The sequence below is a fragment of the Bacillus sp. FJAT-45066 genome (assembly GCF_002335755.1).
In the GTDB taxonomy this organism is placed as follows: domain Bacteria; phylum Bacillota; class Bacilli; order Bacillales; family Bacillaceae_I; genus Bacillus_CD; species Bacillus_CD alkalisoli.
In genome coordinates, this window is sequence record NZ_NISQ01000001.1 from 1,287,724 (window position 1) to 1,304,621 (window position 16,898).

At 33.6% G+C, this 16,898-nt stretch carries 19 protein-coding genes; 12 read left to right on the forward strand and 7 right to left on the reverse strand.

Going from position 1 to position 16,898, the window contains the following annotated elements:
* Positions 1-88 precede the first annotated feature (88 nt).
* The 5 genes from CDZ92_RS06570 to CDZ92_RS19915 all read left to right on the forward strand — a co-directional run bounded on the left by CDZ92_RS06570 (position 89) and on the right by CDZ92_RS19915 (position 4,240).
* Positions 89-619, forward strand: a complete 531-nt coding sequence (locus CDZ92_RS06570) for a YusW family protein (RefSeq protein WP_176483731.1) — start codon at positions 89-91, stop codon at positions 617-619.
* A 160-nt stretch (positions 620-779) separates the two neighbouring features.
* The gene (locus CDZ92_RS06575) at positions 780-1,991 is read left to right on the forward strand and encodes an MFS transporter (protein ID WP_096154453.1); all 1,212 of its coding nucleotides are present in this window, start codon (positions 780-782) and stop codon (positions 1,989-1,991) included.
* A gap of 143 nt (positions 1,992-2,134) precedes the next feature.
* Positions 2,135-2,776 (forward strand): 5-bromo-4-chloroindolyl phosphate hydrolysis family protein, encoded by a 642-nt coding sequence (locus tag CDZ92_RS06580; protein ID WP_096154454.1) that lies wholly within the window; start codon positions 2,135-2,137, stop codon positions 2,774-2,776.
* 15 nt (positions 2,777-2,791) lie between these two features.
* On the forward strand, positions 2,792-3,997 hold the full coding sequence (locus CDZ92_RS06585; RefSeq protein WP_096154455.1) for a toxic anion resistance protein: 1,206 nt from the start codon (positions 2,792-2,794) through the stop codon (positions 3,995-3,997).
* A gap of 78 nt (positions 3,998-4,075) precedes the next feature.
* Positions 4,076-4,240 (forward strand): hypothetical protein, encoded by a 165-nt coding sequence (locus CDZ92_RS19915; protein WP_176483732.1) that lies wholly within the window; start codon positions 4,076-4,078, stop codon positions 4,238-4,240.
* Between the two features lie 42 nt (positions 4,241-4,282).
* Here the strand turns inward: CDZ92_RS19915 and CDZ92_RS06590 are convergent, their stop codons facing one another.
* A complete protein-coding gene (locus CDZ92_RS06590) occupies positions 4,283-4,990 on the reverse strand; it encodes a YhcN/YlaJ family sporulation lipoprotein (protein WP_096154456.1) in 708 nt (235 codons plus the stop codon).
* Between the two features lie 257 nt (positions 4,991-5,247).
* Between CDZ92_RS06590 and CDZ92_RS06595 the strand changes: the two genes are divergently transcribed.
* On the forward strand, positions 5,248-5,481 hold the full coding sequence (locus CDZ92_RS06595; protein ID WP_096154457.1) for a DUF2187 family protein: 234 nt from the start codon (positions 5,248-5,250) through the stop codon (positions 5,479-5,481).
* A 39-nt stretch (positions 5,482-5,520) separates the two neighbouring features.
* Here CDZ92_RS06595 and CDZ92_RS06600 read toward each other — a convergent pair whose 3' ends face one another.
* Together CDZ92_RS06600 and CDZ92_RS06605 are read right to left on the reverse strand one after the other, a co-directional pair.
* Positions 5,521-6,105: a cell wall hydrolase gene (locus tag CDZ92_RS06600; RefSeq protein ID WP_096154458.1), complete on the reverse strand. Its 585-nt coding sequence runs from the start codon at positions 6,103-6,105 to the stop codon at positions 5,521-5,523.
* A 241-nt stretch (positions 6,106-6,346) separates the two neighbouring features.
* Positions 6,347-7,045, reverse strand: coding sequence for a class I SAM-dependent methyltransferase (locus tag CDZ92_RS06605; protein WP_096154459.1), 699 nt, complete (start codon positions 7,043-7,045; stop codon positions 6,347-6,349).
* A gap of 127 nt (positions 7,046-7,172) precedes the next feature.
* Here CDZ92_RS06605 and CDZ92_RS06610 point away from each other — a divergent pair, with 127 nt between their 5' ends.
* Together CDZ92_RS06610 and CDZ92_RS06615 are read left to right on the forward strand one after the other, a co-directional pair.
* Entirely contained in the window at positions 7,173-7,376 is a 204-nt protein-coding gene (locus tag CDZ92_RS06610) for a DUF6501 family protein (RefSeq protein WP_096154460.1), read from the forward strand.
* A gap of 384 nt (positions 7,377-7,760) precedes the next feature.
* Positions 7,761-8,543 carry a hypothetical protein gene (locus CDZ92_RS06615; RefSeq protein ID WP_096154461.1) on the forward strand — a complete coding sequence of 261 codons (783 nt, stop codon included), beginning with the start codon at positions 7,761-7,763 and terminating at the stop codon, positions 8,541-8,543.
* 29 nt (positions 8,544-8,572) lie between these two features.
* On the opposite strand, the gene trhA is transcribed toward CDZ92_RS06615, so the two are convergent.
* The 4 genes from trhA to CDZ92_RS06635 all read right to left on the reverse strand — a co-directional run bounded on the left by trhA (position 8,573) and on the right by CDZ92_RS06635 (position 13,171).
* The gene (gene trhA, locus CDZ92_RS06620; protein WP_096154462.1) at positions 8,573-9,220 is read right to left on the reverse strand and encodes a PAQR family membrane homeostasis protein TrhA; all 648 of its coding nucleotides are present in this window, start codon (positions 9,218-9,220) and stop codon (positions 8,573-8,575) included.
* A 467-nt stretch (positions 9,221-9,687) separates the two neighbouring features.
* Entirely contained in the window at positions 9,688-10,788 is a 1,101-nt protein-coding gene (locus tag CDZ92_RS06625) for an AI-2E family transporter (RefSeq protein WP_096154463.1), read from the reverse strand.
* A gap of 136 nt (positions 10,789-10,924) precedes the next feature.
* Positions 10,925-12,547 (reverse strand): ABC-F family ATP-binding cassette domain-containing protein, encoded by a 1,623-nt coding sequence (locus tag CDZ92_RS06630; protein WP_096154464.1) that lies wholly within the window; start codon positions 12,545-12,547, stop codon positions 10,925-10,927.
* A 180-nt stretch (positions 12,548-12,727) separates the two neighbouring features.
* A complete protein-coding gene (locus tag CDZ92_RS06635) occupies positions 12,728-13,171 on the reverse strand; it encodes a cupredoxin domain-containing protein (RefSeq protein ID WP_096154465.1) in 444 nt (147 codons plus the stop codon).
* Between the two features lie 313 nt (positions 13,172-13,484).
* Between CDZ92_RS06635 and CDZ92_RS06640 the strand changes: the two genes are divergently transcribed.
* The 4 genes from CDZ92_RS06640 to CDZ92_RS06655 all read left to right on the forward strand — a co-directional run bounded on the left by CDZ92_RS06640 (position 13,485) and on the right by CDZ92_RS06655 (position 16,704).
* Positions 13,485-13,832 carry a rhodanese-like domain-containing protein gene (locus CDZ92_RS06640; protein ID WP_096154466.1) on the forward strand — a complete coding sequence of 116 codons (348 nt, stop codon included), beginning with the start codon at positions 13,485-13,487 and terminating at the stop codon, positions 13,830-13,832.
* Between the two features lie 12 nt (positions 13,833-13,844).
* Positions 13,845-14,237, forward strand: coding sequence for a rhodanese-like domain-containing protein (locus tag CDZ92_RS06645; RefSeq protein ID WP_096154467.1), 393 nt, complete (start codon positions 13,845-13,847; stop codon positions 14,235-14,237).
* A 130-nt stretch (positions 14,238-14,367) separates the two neighbouring features.
* Positions 14,368-15,168 carry a DUF2935 domain-containing protein gene (locus CDZ92_RS06650; RefSeq protein ID WP_227521495.1) on the forward strand — a complete coding sequence of 267 codons (801 nt, stop codon included), beginning with the start codon at positions 14,368-14,370 and terminating at the stop codon, positions 15,166-15,168.
* Between the two features lie 141 nt (positions 15,169-15,309).
* Entirely contained in the window at positions 15,310-16,704 is a 1,395-nt protein-coding gene (locus tag CDZ92_RS06655) for an L-cystine transporter (RefSeq protein WP_096154468.1), read from the forward strand.
* Positions 16,705-16,898 lie beyond the last annotated feature (194 nt).

Consider the following 16,898-nt stretch of genomic DNA (forward strand, 5'->3'; position numbering starts at 1 on the left):
CGTTATTTATATTAAACAATTGGTTTAATATTCGTTTTTCGTTTAGTAATTGTACATTATGAAACTCACTCAATTAGGAGGAAAAATCATGAAAATCCGCATACAATTTGTCATTTCTATTCTTTCCATTTTTCTAGTGTCCATTTTCTTAGTAGGCTGTGGTACAGATAACAACAATCTATCTGCACCAGCAGAACCTGGCAATGAAAACGCAACACCAAATGAAGAGGCACCACCCGCTACTGAAGAAGAAGAAACTCCAGATACAACAGACCGAGGTATTATTAATAAAGATTTAGATGAACAACATGACTTTTCTAAATTTGAGTTAGAAGTAGAGTATGAATCAAATGTAAAATATGAAGCAGAGTATGAAAGTGAAGGCAATGGTGAAGCTGAAATAGAAGATGATATTTCAGGCAGAAAGTTAAAGGGCGATGAGGCATACGAAGAATTAGCTCCTTTGTTGGGACAATTAAATCTGAATGCTGATCAATCTGATCAAGATATAATGGAAGAAATTTTGAATGTATTTAAAATTCCTAGAGATTTCTCTAAGTTCGAACTTGAATTTACATTAAAAGATGGAACGAAGAAAGAAATTGAGTTAATTCAGTAACTTTTTTCAAAAGACTACGTCTAATTGGCGTAGTCTTTTCATTTACGTTAAAAGTTTACATAAAAATTAGGTGGACAAAAGCTTCGTGTGGCGAAATTGTTTCTGCCGTGCTATATTTAAAACATATATTAATACTACATACAGATTGGGGCTTTTAGCCGTGTGGAAGAATAAGAACGTTTGGATTATATTAAGCGGTGAATTCATTGCAGGTATTGGCTTATGGACAGGAATTATTGGGAATCTAGAATTTATGCAAGCGCAAATTCCATCGGATTTCTTTAAAGCAATGATACTTTTTATTGGCCTTTTAGCAGGTGTTTTAGTCGGCCCACTAGCTGGAAGATTAATAGACTCTAATAGTAAAAAGAAAATTATGATTTATTCCGGGATTTTAAGAATGTTTAGTGTCTGTTTTATGTTTTTAGCCATTCATTTTGAATCCATAATCTACATGATCTTGTTTATGATATTTATCCAAATTTCAGCAGCTTTTTATTTCCCTGCACTACAATCTGTCATTCCTAGAATAGTAGCAGAGAAGGACCTTCTAGAAATGAATGGAATACACATGAATATTTCAACGATTGCTCGTATTATCGGTACTGCATTAGCAGGAGCTATGCTACTTATCATGACTTTACAATCACTATATTTAGCTTCATTTATTGCTTACGGTTTATTACTAATATTTACCTTTTTCCTGGATTTTGAGGATGAATATACTTCTAATAAAGGAAAAGATAAGAAGAGTGGTAGTTTTAAAGAAGTCATTCCCTTATTAAAAGAAACACCTCTTGTTTTAACTGCGTTAATCTTAGCATTAGTTCCGTTCTTGTTTATTGGCGGATTTAATTTAATGGTTATTAATATAAGTGAATTGCAAGATAGTCAATCTATAAAAAGCTTCATTTATACTGTAGAAGGAATATGCTTCATGATAGGAGCACTGGCTGTTAAAAAGATTTCTAACGATAAGAATATGGTTCCATTAATGTTTATCTTTGCAACTATCATTGCATTTGCACATTTATCTTTATTTTTCGCTGACATAATGGTTATGTCATTAATTTCTTTTGGAGTGTTCGGTCTTGCAGTAGGTTGCTTCTTTCCAATTGCGGTTACATTATTCCAAACTAAAATTCCAAAAGAGTATCATGGAAGATTCTTTTCTTTCCGTAATATGTTAGACCGTGTATTGTTCCAAGTTGTGTTATTAGGCACAGGGTTATTTTTAGATACAATTGGACTGAAAATGATGGCGTTACTTTTCGGATCTTTATCGTTAACGTTAATCGCTATATATGCAGTAAAGCTTTTTAAAAATACAAATCAAGTATCCATACATGCTGAGACAAAAACTGGCGCATAAAAAAGTGGTCAAACGGATGTTAACAACAATTCGTTTGACCGCATTTTTTTTGAAACTTATAATGAAGATATACGTATATAATATAAGTTATGTTAATTAGTAATTTAGTGAATGTATATATATAGAAAGGAGAGTGATTTCCGTTGCAAAGAGCGATTCGAAAAGCAGCCAGTTTTATTATTGCTTTTAATATAGCATTTATTTTTCTTATCATAACAACTTTATCAACAGAAATAACATTTATGTTTTCTTCCATTTTATCCGTACTTTTATTTACCGGTACTTTTTTATTAATAAAGAGGAAATTGCTACCGAATGACGAATTAGAAAAAATAGCTCGAAAAGAGAAAAAATATATATTACTACAAGCAAAAAATGCAAAAGCAAATGTCAAAAAAATTAGTAGTGCACGTTTTAAAGTGCGGTCCATTTTCGTTTTCCAATCGATCAACAAAATATATCGGATGTCTTCCCGTGTTATTAAAATGGTAGAAAAAGAACCATTAAAGTATAAGAACGCCCAAAACTTTATGAAAAACCAATTAGAAACAGCAACAATTATTACAGAGAACTATGTTAACTTGATCAGTCACCCGGTAAGAAATCATGAAATCTCTTCTTCCATAAGAGAAAGTGAACAAGCATTAAAAGATTTAGAGCGTAGTATGGAAACGGAATTATTAAATATCGTTTCTGGAGATGTAACAAACTTAAAAACAGAACTAACTTTACTAAAACAAACAAAGTCTTTAGATCTTATTAACAAAGACATGCTGAAGAAGTAATAGGAGGATTATAAGATGTCCAATGATAATAAATTAAAGCAACAACTAAAAGAAGATACGTTAAATGATTTGTTAAGCAACCCTTTTTCCAATCCTTTACAAACTACAACGAATGAAATTCAAGAAGTAGAGAAAGAAGCAACAACTGAAAAAACTGAAAAGCTGTTTGATACGTTACCAGAAGAATATAAAAGAAAAGCATTAGAAATTGCCAAACAAATTAATCCAGAAGATACACAAGCCATTTCACAATATGGTATTGTAGCTCAATCAGAACTCTCCACATTTTCTAACTCTATGTTATCTCATATTCAAACAAAAGATGCTGGCCCAGTAGGAGAAGTAATTACCGACTTGATGACAAAAATTAAAGAAGTAAAACCTGGGGAGCTAGAATCAAAAAAGAAAGGATTGTTAGGGAAGTTCTTTGGTAATATAAATAATTCAGTAAACCAACTATTTACGAAATATCGAAAAATAGGTTTTGAAATTGATAAAATCTCCGATCAACTAGAAAGCTTTAAAAAAGTACTACAAAGAGACAACATTATGTTAGAGTCACTTTATGACAAAAACAAAGAATATTTTCAGGCAATTAACATTTATATTGCTGCGGCTGAACACAAATTAGAAGAAATACACGCGGAGATCATTCCTTCTTTAGAAAAAAAAGCAAAAGAAACAAATGATCAAATGGATGCTCAAGCTGTGGCGGATATGTTACAGTTTGCCGACAGATTACAAAAAAGGACCCATGACTTGAAAATAAGTAGACAAATTACGTTACAAATGGCTCCACAAATACGATTAATCCAACATACAAACCAAACGTTAGTAGAGCGTATTCATTCTTCTATATTAACTGCTATTCCATTATGGAAGAATCAATTAGTAATTGCAGTTTCACTTTATAACCAAAAGAAAGCAGTAGATACGCAAAAAAATGTGTCAGAAACAACGAACGAATTACTTTTAAGAAACTCAGAAATGTTAAAACAAAACACGATTGCAGCTGCGAAAGAAAACGAACGTGGACTTGTAGACGTTGAAACATTGAAAAAGACGCAGGAAAATTTAATTGAGACGTTAGAAGAAACTTTAAAGATTCAAGAAGAGGGAAGAGAAAAGCGTTTCCAAGTGGAAAAAGAACTTGTTACGATGGAGAATGAACTAAAATCTAAACTTTTAGAAGCTCGTAATCGGACTAGCCGAAAGAACTAAATAGATTACTTTTCCTTTCCTATCAATAAAATTACAGAAATTGTGTAAAACTGATAACAAAAGGAAAGGGGATTTTCTATGGACACTGGACAAGCTTTAGCGTATACAACCATCTCAATGGAGAGACTAGGTTATTCAAAAGAGCAAATAGAAAATGTAACAAATGAAATGTTGAAAGAATTGAGAATTTTTCATGCAAATACTGCTGAAAATATAGCTGATAAAATTTTATATGAAGAATAGAGAAGAGACTTGGCTTAAATACAGCCAAGTCTTCTTTGTGAATTATCGACGGTTATTCGTAGCATTTGTAGGGAATACACGACGAACTGTTTCCATAAATTCGTCCATAAAACCTGTTACAGGTCGACCTGTTTGAATATCGTTTGAATAGTTCCCCATACGATCTACAAAGTCAGGATTCACAGATACAAACACGTTATTTATATCTGGGTCTGCTTGTTTAACTGCTTTTTCGATTTTATTTTCAACATCTCGTGTTAATTGACCAGAGTGACCATCATCTAATACAGCAGCAACATAAGCATTACGATTCGTTACGATTACATTAGCAGTTCTTACTTCAGCTAAATCTGTTACGCGGTCTGTTGCTTTATCGGCAACAACCATTCTTGGTTCTTGTTGTTGTGTATTTCGTACGTTTCGTTGACCAAACATGCCATTGTTACCTGTGTTGTTTCTAACATTTCGTTCGCCAAAAAATCTTTCATTTCGATCTCTTACATTACGTCCTAAAAAACCTTCTTCTCGTCTAGGTCTTGTTTCTCTTGTGAATGTATCACGCATTCTTCTAGGTGCGTTAATAGTTGTTTCACCAACACCACCTTGACGGTTGTACTGATCCATCTGATTATAATTAACGTCTAAAGCATCATTTGGATTAGCGCGTTGTGCATCATATTGCCCTACATTACCACATCCTACAAGTGTAGCTAAAGCTAAGCCAGAAGCCAATAGTCCTTTAATCTTCATTACCTTCACCTCTTTCTTCAAAGATACTTCTATTTTTAAACAATACATGCTTACTTATGCGATAATGAGTGAGTAAATCAATGGAAAAGATACAGAAAGTTAGTTGATAAGTGGAAAACACCACCTTGTGAACACACTAAGTTAAAGGTGTAAGAAATTTTCTTTTTATAAAGCAAGGCTTATTAGTGGATATTTTATAAGAAAATTGTATATGATAGTGAAAGGCAAATTCGCGTATTTTGTAAGGAGTTGTAGGAATGGATACAGAAAAAGAAATTGAAAAAGAAACAGAAATAGATATTGAAAAGAAAGCACCAAACGCAGCAGATGTCGGTGATATGATTATAATTAAAACAGGTAGCAAAAAAGGTGCTAAGGGTAAGGTTTTTATCGTCAGAGATAGTTCTGTTATTGTGGAAATCGGGAAAAATGTCAATACTGGCGAGCCGATTCGAACAGTAGTCAACCATAAAAACTATAAAAAATTATAAAAAAAGCTGACTCATCCGAGTCAGCTTTTTTGAACTGCATTATTTTGCAAATACATGATTACCAATTGTCGTTGTTACTGTTCGAGTACGAATCCATTGGTCATTCGTTTTTGCAGGGTTAAAGAAGAATAAAGAATTTCTACCTTGACCTTGGAATGCAATAGCTTCTTCAACAGCTTTCATTGCTTCATGGTCAGCACTTTCATTAATCTGACCATTTTGTACTGGTGTAAATTGATAAATGCCACCAGGAGTAGTTTCATTAATAACACCTTTAATAGAGTTAGGGAAGTTCTCATGTTGAACGCGATTTAATACGACTGTTGCCACAGCCACTTTACCAGCATAAGGCTCACCTTTTGCCTCTGCATGTACTAATCTTGCTAACAATTCTTTTTCGTCGGCAGATACAGCTTTTGGTAATTGTAAAGTCTCACCAGGGAAAATTAAGTGGTTACTAATATTATTAGTAGCTTTCAAATCATTTACTGATACACCGTACGTTTTACCTATTGTCCATAAAGAGTCTCCAGATTTCACTGTATATGTTGATGCACTCGCACTAAATGCAGTAGTTAAAAATAATGATGCTGCAATAATCGTTCCTGTAATTAGTTTTTTCATTAGTAAATTCCTCCTTCGAATAGTAGGTTGTAGCAACTGTTGAAACACTCTTTAACAACCGTAACAAGAATATACATCTAATTCATTACTAAAATGTTACCAGTACAGACTAATACTTGAAGTTTTTGGTTATTAATCACAGTTATTTAGTAAGTTCAACCATAAAATGACACTATGTAACAAGAAAATGGAATATTTCTCCTCAATATTAAAAGGCCTCTTATTTAGAAGAGGCTAGAAATTACTTTTTATTAGCTACGATAATGCTGGCTTTTAAGGTGTTTTTTGTTTTGTATACTAGTTCTTCGTGTTTGGTGAGTATTTGAAAGTATCTCTCTTCGATATGTTCAGATGGGTGTAACTCCGGTTCGCTAATAGGTAGGTCAGTTAAATTTAATTCTGTTATTTTTACTTGTAATCCGTTTGCTTCGAAAGAATCTTTCCAATCTTGTTCTGTTAAAAGTTGAGGCAATTGATAAAAAGATTTTATTTCCTTTTCAAGATCTTCACTTAAACTTTTCGTTTTCGTCATTTCGACTGCAATCAGTTTGCCCTTTTCCTTTAACAGGCATTTAAGTTGTGGAATTGATTTCGTAAGTTTCGTGAAAGAAAGAACAGACTCAGCTATAATTACGTCAAACATCTTATCGAGTAAAATTGGTTCATGAATATCTTTTTGGATTGCTTTGCATTTCAAATTGAGCTCTCTAAACCGCTTATTTGCTTTTTCTATCATTAAAGGATGATAATCGATTGGTGTTACATCAAAACCAGCCATTATTAAATAAGTAGTTGTTTGGCCAGTACCACAACCAACTTCTAAAATATTGTCTTCTATATGAATATTACAATCCTCAATCAACCTTTTTGTTAATTCTATACCTCCAGGATGTGCTCCACCAATTCCTAGTAAAGCTAAAAGATTTGCGTACTCATTCATCTAAACCACCGCCTCCAATTAAAATATGTAAGTTTGTTCAAATAGTGATACATTTTAAAGAGGAAGACTAGATAGAAACAGTGAATTAGGCTATTATTAATACAACAACATTTTAGGAGGCAACACAATGATTCATCAAACATGGAAAGATAACAAAACAGTCAAAGAAGTAGTTTGTGTACATACAAATGCAAAAAAATATTTAGTACGTAATGTGTTAACAGAAGGCAAGAAATATGAAGTGAAAAACGAAACAGAAGAATTTTATTTTATTATTGATAACTTCGGTCAGATTGGCGGCTACTATAAAGAATACTTCAAAAATGCTTAAACAAGACTTTATTAAGTCTTGTTTTTTATATAGGCTGTGTTAAAGATTAATGTTGATTTTTACTACAATCTTGCTGTTGATTGGAGCGCATGTTGTAGACTCCTGCGGGAGAAGCGGGGAGCGGGAGACCCCACGCCGAGGAGTAGGTTTTTTCACGACAGTGAAAATAACCTTCCTACTTTTTACCGCCCGCGGAAAGAGAAGCCTTGCATGGAAATCAACAACGAACTTTTAACAAAACCTATATTAAAATAAACTCTATTAAAATTAAGTCCTATTTCCTATTTCGACAATTTAAATACATTTTGCTATAAAGGAAGGAGAAAGTAAGATAAAATAGAAAAATAGAACAATATTGTTCGGATAAAAGGAGATGTGAAACAGTTGAACCATTTATGCGAAGTATTTGATTTAATAGAAATTCCCACAATTTTAAATACAGTAGGAGAAAGTATCATTGTTGCTGACACAGCCTTCAACATATGTTGGTTCAATAAATCTGCTCATCATTTATTAAAAAGAGTTGGTCCTAGTGTTCATATACATAATCCAGATAAGTTCATCGGAATGAACTTATCACGTTTTCATGGAGAAAAGCAACGACGAATTTTAGAAGAGGGACAACTACCGTATGAGGCTCATATTAAATTGTTTAACAGATTTTCTGCCAACATTTATGTCGATGCTATTGTAAATAAGGAAGGAACACATGTCGGATACATTCTTACTTGGAAAGATGTAACTGAGTTTGAAGATATTATTCAAGGAAATACGAAAGCCTTACAAAGTTTATATACACCGATTATCGAGACGACAATGGACTGTGCCATTCTGGTTGCACTAACAGGAATTGTAACTGAAGATAGAATACAACATACAAAAGATGCCATTTTAGTAGAATGTGCTAAAAGACAAGCAGAGTATGTTCTTTTTGACTTTACAGGTATTCAGGAAGAAGTAGATGATACGGTTGTGTATCACTTAGATCAAATTGCTTCTGCACTTCGAATCATGGGCTCAGAAGCTATATTTGTTGGTTTAAAAGAAAATATAGTCATTCAGTTCATTACGAAAGGCTTAACAATAAAGGTGAAGACTTTCCAATCATTTAAGCAGGGAATGCAATTCGTTTTTGAACAAAAAGGCTACGAGTTAAGACAAAAATAAAAAGTGGGACTCTTTTGTCCCACTTTGTTTTATGAGTAAGGTAAGATATAAAAAAGCATGAAGAAGAAATGAAAAACAGATCCTGCTAAAACAAACATATGCCAAACAGCATGGTGGTATTTGAATCCTCTCCATATATAAAAAATTGCCCCAAAGCTATACGCTATTCCACCTATTACTAAAAAGGCAATACCTGTTGGCTCTATTTTGGAAGTAAATTCGTTCCAACCAAACACTGCTAGCCATCCCATTAATACATATAGGATAGTGGATGTAAAAAGAAACCTTTTTACAAAAAAAGCTTTAAATACAGTACCCGCAATAGCTAAGCCCCAAACTACGCCAAAAAGTACCCAACCTAACGTACCTTCTAATACTATTAAAGTTAATGGAGTGTAACTTCCAGCAATAAAAAAATATATGGAGGAATGGTCTAACACTTCAAAAACATTCTTCGCTTTTCCTTTAGGTAGAGCATGCAAAAGGGTGGACGACGTATAAAGCATAACCATTGTCACACCATATACGATAAATGAAATTAAGTGAAGTGTTGTGCCATTAAGTGCAGAGAATACAATTAATAATACAAGTGCCGCTATACTTAGTAATATTCCAATCCCATGTGTGATAGAGTTTGCAATTTCTTCTCCTTTAGAAAACGTATGTGTTTTAGCCATAAAATTACCCTCTCGCTTTTACATTTTAGCAAAGTCCGTACGATATTGTATGAATACTAAACGAAAAATGAATCCTTAAACTGTAACCACTAACAAACAAATCACTAAACAAACACCAAATTTTTTTCGGAAAAACAATTCATTTTTCACTAAACGCACCGTAATTAATCATTGATTTAGCAGACTAAACTAATAAAATAATCATAACTTTTTTTTGGAATTTAAACAATATTAAATGTAATAAGGGGGTTCTCAAGAACCTTCTTGAGTACCTCATTTACAATATAAAAATCGTGCCGGTTGAGTAGCCGCTTTCCGCGGGGGAGGCGGTGAAGCCTCCCCTCGAGCCCAAAGGCTCTGCGGGGTCTCACCAACCTGATCTCTCCCGCAGGAGCCGGCCACTCAACCGGCACTATGATCATTTTATTTTATAAAAAACTTTCTGAAAAAGTATATACAGAAGACATTTAAACTTCGATTTTCGTTTCTCTTGATACTTTTCTTAATTTAATAAAGCGAATCGTATGAATAACTATTACTTTTGATACTGCGTAAGTAGGGACGGCTAATAATAAGCCGAGTAAACCAGCAAATCTACTTGCTACTAAAAGAAGCAAGATAATGGTTAATGGATGAACATCCAATTTTTTCCCCATAACTTGTGGTGAGATTAAGTTACTTTCTACTTGTTGGACAATCACTACTACAAGTAATACCCATAGCGCCATTAAAGGGGAGTGTAAGAACCCTACTATAACACTTGGAATTGTCCCGATAAAAGGCCCAATAAATGGGATAACATTCGTAAACATAGCGATTAAAGCTAGTACGAGAGAGTATTCAAGTCCGATAATCAAAAATCCAATGTAAATGAGAATACCAACACAGGCACTTACAATAATCTGTCCTTGAATATAAGAACTTAATGCAACATCCATATCGCGTAATACATTTCGACCTTCTTCTTCATGCGCACTTGGTATATACCTAATAACTTGTTCTGGTAATCGTTCTCCGTCTTTCAGCATATAAAAAAGAACAAACGGTATTAATACTAACAATATGACAAATCCTGTTATAGCTCCAATAACATTCACAATGTTTGAGCCTAATTTTGCTAAGTAGTCATTTAAATTTTCAGCAATACGAGCGGAGAGTTCTTCAATCGAAAACCTTTCATCTTGTTGGAATCTCGCAACATATTCGTTTTGTTGTAGTTCAATCATCATATCACGGATTTCATTTACAATAGCAGGGGTATTTTCAACTAAACTATTTACCTGCTTTTGTAATGGAGGGCCAATCAAGAACAATAAGCCAGTGATAAATCCAATAAATACTAAGTAAATTAAAAGGATGGAAATGCCTCTAGGTATGTATTTAGATGCTAAGTTTACTAATGGACGAAGCAGATAGTACAGTACACCAGCTAACACAATCGGTGCGAATAATGTTTTAATCATTACAGAAAGCGGTGTAAAGATAAAGCTCACTAACGTTGATAAATAGATAATTACTAAAATGATTATTATAGCATAGCCAACACGAAACCACTTTGTTTGTGGCATAAACTCACCTCTAACGTATAAAAAGTCATAATCTTATAATAGCTTATCCTACTCAGATTGTAACGCAGAAAGCGTATATTTTTGTAAAAAAATACTATTAGAACAAAAAACCCCTCAAATTTGAGGGGTATGGAACTTATTTTGCATACATTTCAGCTAATTGTTGTTGTACTGTACTATTTTCTAAATACTCATCATAAGACATTTGCTTATCTACAAGACCTTTTGGCGTAATTTCCATCACTCGGTTTGCAATTGTTTGAACGAATTGATGGTCATGAGATGTAAATATCATAGCACCTTTAAAATTAATTAGTCCATTATTTAGGGCTGTAATAGATTCTAGGTCTAAGTGGTTTGTAGGATCATCTAATAATAATACATTTGCTCCACTTAACATCATTTTAGATAACATACAACGAACTTTTTCTCCTCCGGAAAGTACGCTCGATTTTTTCTTAACTTCTTCACCAGAGAAAAGCATTCTTCCTAAGAATCCACGTAAGAAGCTTTCTGTTTCATCTTGTGGAGAGTATTGGCGTAACCAATCAACAAGGTTTAACTCTGAGTTTTCAAAGAACTTAGCATTATCTCTCGGGAAGTAGCTTTGAGATGTTGTTACACCCCATCTGAATGAACCGCTATCTGCTTCCATTTCACCCATTAAGATTTTTAATAGGGTAGAGTTAGCAATCTCATTGCTTCCTACTAATGCAATTTTGTCATCTTTGTTCATTGTAAAGCTAATGTTATTTAAAACAACTTCTCCGTCGATTGTTTTCGTTAACCCTTCAACACGAAGTAGGTCATTTCCTATTTCACGCTCTGGTGTAAAGTGAACGTAAGGGTATTTACGTGAAGATGGCCTAATGTCATCTAATGTAATTTTATCTAGTAATTTTTTACGTGAAGTTGCTTGCTTTGATTTAGAAGCATTTGCACTAAATCTCGCAATAAACGCTTGAAGTTCTTTAATTTTCTCTTCTTTTTTGTTGTTTTCATTTTGTGCTAATTTAGATGCAAGTTGGCTAGACTCATACCAGAAATCATAGTTTCCTACATAAACCTGAATCTTACTGAAGTCTAAGTCCGCAATATGTGTACATACTTTGTTTAAGAAGTGACGGTCATGGGATACAACAATTACAGTGTTTTCAAAGTTAATTAAGAACTCTTCTAACCATTGAATTGCTTTTATATCAAGGTGATTGGTAGGCTCATCCAGAAGTAATACATCTGGCTTACCGAATAAAGCTTGTGCTAAAAGTACTTTTACTTTTTCTCCACCAGTAAGGTCTGCCATTTTTTTCGTGTGTAAATCTTCCGAAATACCAAGTCCTTTTAATAGAATCGCTGCTTCTGGTTCTGCTTCCCAACCGTTAAGTTCAGCAAATTCACCTTCAAGTTCCGCAGCACGCATGCCATCTTCGTCTGAAAAATCTTCTTTCATATAAATAGCATCTTTTTCTTGCATTACTTCATAAAGGCGAGAGTGACCCATAATAACTGTTTTTAACACTTCATGTTCTTCGTACTCGAAATGGTTTTGTTTTAATATGGCAAGACGCTCACCTGGGTTCATAGAAACATTACCAGTTTGAGATTCAATTTCTCCAGATAATATTTTCAGGAATGTAGATTTACCAGCGCCATTAGCACCGATTAATCCGTAGCAGTTTCCTGGTGTAAACTTAATATTTACATCTTCAAAAAGCTTTCTATCAGCAAAGCGTAAACTTACGTTAGTTACTGTAATCATTTATTAATTCCTCCAATATACATGTCAATTTGAAATTATACCATAAAATGAAGGTAGAAGTGAATAGAAAGAGAAAGAAGAGAAAAGTAGATGATTTTCAAAGTAGAGTATTTTGAAGAACAATGGAAAGTAAAAAGCTAGATGAAACCACAAGGTCACCTAGCTTTTATTTTATATTTCTTAATGAACATGAATATATCCAATCATAGGCACGTGGTCACCGTGTAAATGAGTTGTACAAATAATTCTATATACTCCTGGTTTCGTAAAAGTTGTTTTGATAACCGTTTCTTCGCCTTTTTTTACAGTACCTGAAATGTTTGTTCCTTCAATAACAAATGGATGTTCCGCACCGTTTACACCGAAGATTTTCAGTGTTACTTCTTGACCTTTCGGAACAACAATTGTACCTGGGTCAAATCGGTATGCCTCTATTTCACGGCCATCTTCTGTTTTTGTTTTAAACTCACCAACGATCATTTGTACAACATATTCATCTGTTTGAGCTAGTTTACCTGTTGTGGGTATAGGACCTTTATTTACTACATACCAGCCACCGAATGCAATCACGAATGCTAAAACCCCTAATAATAACCACTTGCCTTTAATAATGACAAAATTCATGTTCATCCCCCTATCGTTTTTTATTCCTTATAGAGAATGTATGCTTGTACTTGAAAATGGTTGTCTTATTTTTTAATAAGAATTAATTTAATTTTTTGGGTTCGTTTATTAAAAAATGAATTGTTAATTTCCACATAAAGTATGTGCATAAATAAAAAGCACTCATACGCTAGAAATAGGATATAATTCATTTTTCGTTTATTAGTCATACATTGTGAAAGGTACTCAAAAGAATGAAAATTCTTCTTAGTTGATTACATACGCATAGGGGTATATAATTAAATTGTAGCTAATTTGGAAATGAGGAGATTGTATGTTATTTATTATTTTAATAGCAATGGCGATTATTATATATGTTTACAAACGATATATACCAGTCTTAAAGGCAACTTGTATAGAACTAGTGCGAGCTAAACTAGAGTCAGATTATATTTTAGATATTAGAGATTATCAAGAAGCTACGAAAAATCCTATAGAAGGTGCAATAAACATTCCATATGGATATTTACAAAGGTACTATAAAACTATTCCTACTAAGTCCATTCACGTTGTAGCAGATGATCATCTCGAGAAAAATATCGGAATAAGATACTTAAGAAAAAAAGGCTTTAAAATTAATAGTTATAGTTTAGCTAATTGCCCATGTACTAAAAGAAGTTAGGAGGAATACCCAGTGAAGAAGTTCGTTTTGTTATGTTTAATTAGTTTGTCTTCCTTTTTAATAATTGGTTGTTCAGCAAATGTTAATGAAAATGCACAAGAATATTCTGAAGTAACGATCGAAGAAGCATATGAAATATATAAAAACAAAGAGATGGTAATATTAGATGTAAGAACTCCACAAGAATATAATGAAGGTCACATTCCTGGTTCCATCTTAATTCCTTTACAAGAGCTCGAAAGTAGACTAGGGGAACTAGATAAGAACGAAAAATATTTAATAGTATGTCGAAGCGGAAATCGTTCAGCTCAAGCTAGTGAACTATTAGTTGCTAACGGATTTAAAAATATCTCCCACATGCAAGGCGGCATGCTCAAATGGAAATACGATATAGAAAAAGGTTAAAAAAGGGCAACTTCCTTTTTTAACCTTTTTTATTACAACAATATTACATGTGCCAGGCACCTGTAATATTGTTGTTATAAATCGGAATATAGTTAGAGTGGTGCAGTTGAAATAGGTAGGGGGAGATGGTTTGAGTTATTTGGATGATGTGAAATTTGAACAACGATTTTGGATGCAAGTTTTTGGGGATCATGCTCGTTTTTTTCTTGATACTTTAGCAGCAGAGGAAAAAGAAGAGCTAAAGCAAGCTAATTACTTTAAGGAAGAATATGATAAATGGTACGAAAGAAGTAACAATATTACTTCAAGTAATGTTAAACAACATCTTAAAGCTGCACGTGAATTAACCGAAAAATTTCGTGAGTTGAAATTATCCATCATTAGAAAACATCTAACAAGCGATATTACCATACACTTACCACCAACATTTATTAATCATATGGTAAACGAACTAGACGAATATATGAACGTTTTACAATACTTAGAAAAAGGGGAAAGTCCTCCAGTTTTCCACGAATTACATCACCATTTAGTCTGGCTTTTAGATGCTGCCGGTCACGCGCAAGGAATAAATGATAGTGTTGATATGGTCGAACAAAAAGTGAAAGGGAAATCGATTGAGTTTGTCGATAAGTTTAAAGATTTTTATATTAAAGCCGTTGAATTAGCTGGCTACTTACGAGCAAACGTAGAAAGTTTCCCAGCATTAGAAAGAATGAACGATCAAGTGAAAGTGGAAATAGAATTATTTAAAATCTTCTTACATGAAATTAAAGAATTAGAACTGTCAGATAAATTATTAGGGACATTTTCCGCCATAATGGCTGATCATATGGCAAGAGAAGAGTGCTATTATTTAATGAAATTAGCACAATCAACTGGGCAAACTACACCAAATTGTGATCCAACAAAAAAGAGAGTAGAAGAATAGGCCCCGCACAAAATATAAAAAATCGCAACTAGATTCATTCAGTTGCGATTTTTTAATTCTTTCTAGTTAGAATGGTACAGGTTATATAAATCATACAGTAGTAAGGAGTAGCGCTTATCCAGTAAAAAGGAGGGGAATAGTATGGATTTTGTTTTATTACTAGTAAACATATTATTTTTTGCATTACTTATTTATGGATTGTTTTACATGCAAAGAAGACATGTATCTTTCTCCAAAAGGGTTTTTACAGCTTTAGGTTTAGGGGTTGTATTTGGTCTTATTTTACAGTTTATATACGGTGCGAGTTCTGAAGTCTTAGCAGACTCTATTCAATGGTATAACCTTGTTGGGGTTGGATATGTTCGTCTGTTACAAATGATCGTTATGCCATTAATTTTTATTAGTATTATCGCCGCATTTACAAAGCTTAAACTAAAAACGAATATCGGGAAAATTAGTGTACTCATTATAGGGATATTAATAGGAACAACAGCAATAGCTGCGATTGTTGGTGTTGGTACGACCGTTGCTTTTGACTTAGAAGCCATTCAAATCGAACAAGGTGACAGGGAATTGGCTAGAGGAGAGCAAATGGAGCAGCGTGCAGGGGACGTTGTAAATAAAAGCTTTCCACAACAAATGTTAGACTTAATTCCATCTAACGTATTTTTAGACTTCACTGGAGCCCGCTCCACATCAACCATTGCCGTCGTTATTTTTGCTGCGTTTGTCGGTTTCGCATATTTAGGAGTACGTAGAAAGAACGAAGAACATGCTGATTTTTTCGCACGAATTGTTGATACATTTTATTCTATAATAATGAGAATTGTAACGTTAGTTTTACGTTTAACACCATATGGGGTATTTGCGTTAATGACGCGGGTCACCGCTACAAGTGATTATGCCGCAATCGGAAAGCTCGGCAAATTTGTCGTTGCTTCCTACGTCGCATTACTAATTATGTTTGGAATTCATTTACTTTTAATTGCTCTTGCTGGTTTAAATCCAATAACTTATGTGAAGAAAACACTACCTGTATTAACTTTTGCATTTACATCCAGAACAAGTGCAGGTACTTTGCCATTGAATATAAAAGCGCAAACAAAAGAGTTAGGTGTTCCTGGTGGAATTGCTAACTTTGCGGGTTCATTTGGATTGTCTATAGGCCAAAATGGTTGTGCGGGTATTTATCCGGCAATGCTAGCTGTTATGATTGCACCTACTGTCGGAATAAATCCACTAACTCCATCGTTTTTGTTTATGTTAGTTGTCATTGTTGCTATTAGTTCATTCGGTGTAGCAGGAGTAGGGGGAGGAGCAACATTCGCCGCAATTCTTGTATTATCTGCTTTAGATTTGCCGATTGTTTTAGCTGGTTTATTAATCTCCATTGAACCTTTAATTGATATGGGGAGAACAGCTGTGAATGTTAGTGGAAGTATGACAGCCGGTGTTCTTACAAGTAAAGTAACAAATGAGCTAGATAAAGAAGTGTATAATAGTGAACCATCCACAGATTTTGAACTTGATGTTTAAATTCCCTTAAATAAATTATAGGTAGTAGAATGGTGATTAAACCCTCTACTACTTTTTTCATTTTTATCATAAATTAAAATCTAGTAATACAACAGGAACCATTTAAGTCCAGGATTATACTGTTAATTTTAACAACATTCATATTTAATTTTCCCCAATTAGTGATAAAATAAGAGTAAAAGTAAGGAGGGAAC

Coding starts and splice junctions, on each gene's coding strand:
- CDZ92_RS06595 (WP_096154457.1), top strand. CDS start 5,248: ATGGATACAGAAAAAGAAATTGAAAAAGAAACAGAAATAGATATTGAA.
- CDZ92_RS06635 (WP_096154465.1), bottom strand. CDS start 13,171: ATGAATTTTGTCATTATTAAAGGCAAGTGGTTATTATTAGGGGTTTTA.
- CDZ92_RS06590 (WP_096154456.1), bottom strand. CDS start 4,990: ATGAAGATTAAAGGACTATTGGCTTCTGGCTTAGCTTTAGCTACACTT.
- CDZ92_RS06585 (WP_096154455.1), top strand. CDS start 2,792: ATGTCCAATGATAATAAATTAAAGCAACAACTAAAAGAAGATACGTTA.
- CDZ92_RS19915 (WP_176483732.1), top strand. CDS start 4,076: ATGGACACTGGACAAGCTTTAGCGTATACAACCATCTCAATGGAGAGA.
- CDZ92_RS06570 (WP_176483731.1), top strand. CDS start 89: ATGAAAATCCGCATACAATTTGTCATTTCTATTCTTTCCATTTTTCTA.
- CDZ92_RS06610 (WP_096154460.1), top strand. CDS start 7,173: ATGATTCATCAAACATGGAAAGATAACAAAACAGTCAAAGAAGTAGTT.
- CDZ92_RS06655 (WP_096154468.1), top strand. CDS start 15,310: ATGGATTTTGTTTTATTACTAGTAAACATATTATTTTTTGCATTACTT.
- trhA (WP_096154462.1), bottom strand. CDS start 9,220: ATGGCTAAAACACATACGTTTTCTAAAGGAGAAGAAATTGCAAACTCT.
- CDZ92_RS06625 (WP_096154463.1), bottom strand. CDS start 10,788: ATGCCACAAACAAAGTGGTTTCGTGTTGGCTATGCTATAATAATCATT.
- CDZ92_RS06600 (WP_096154458.1), bottom strand. CDS start 6,105: ATGAAAAAACTAATTACAGGAACGATTATTGCAGCATCATTATTTTTA.
- CDZ92_RS06630 (WP_096154464.1), bottom strand. CDS start 12,547: ATGATTACAGTAACTAACGTAAGTTTACGCTTTGCTGATAGAAAGCTT.
- CDZ92_RS06640 (WP_096154466.1), top strand. CDS start 13,485: ATGTTATTTATTATTTTAATAGCAATGGCGATTATTATATATGTTTAC.
- CDZ92_RS06605 (WP_096154459.1), bottom strand. CDS start 7,045: ATGAATGAGTACGCAAATCTTTTAGCTTTACTAGGAATTGGTGGAGCA.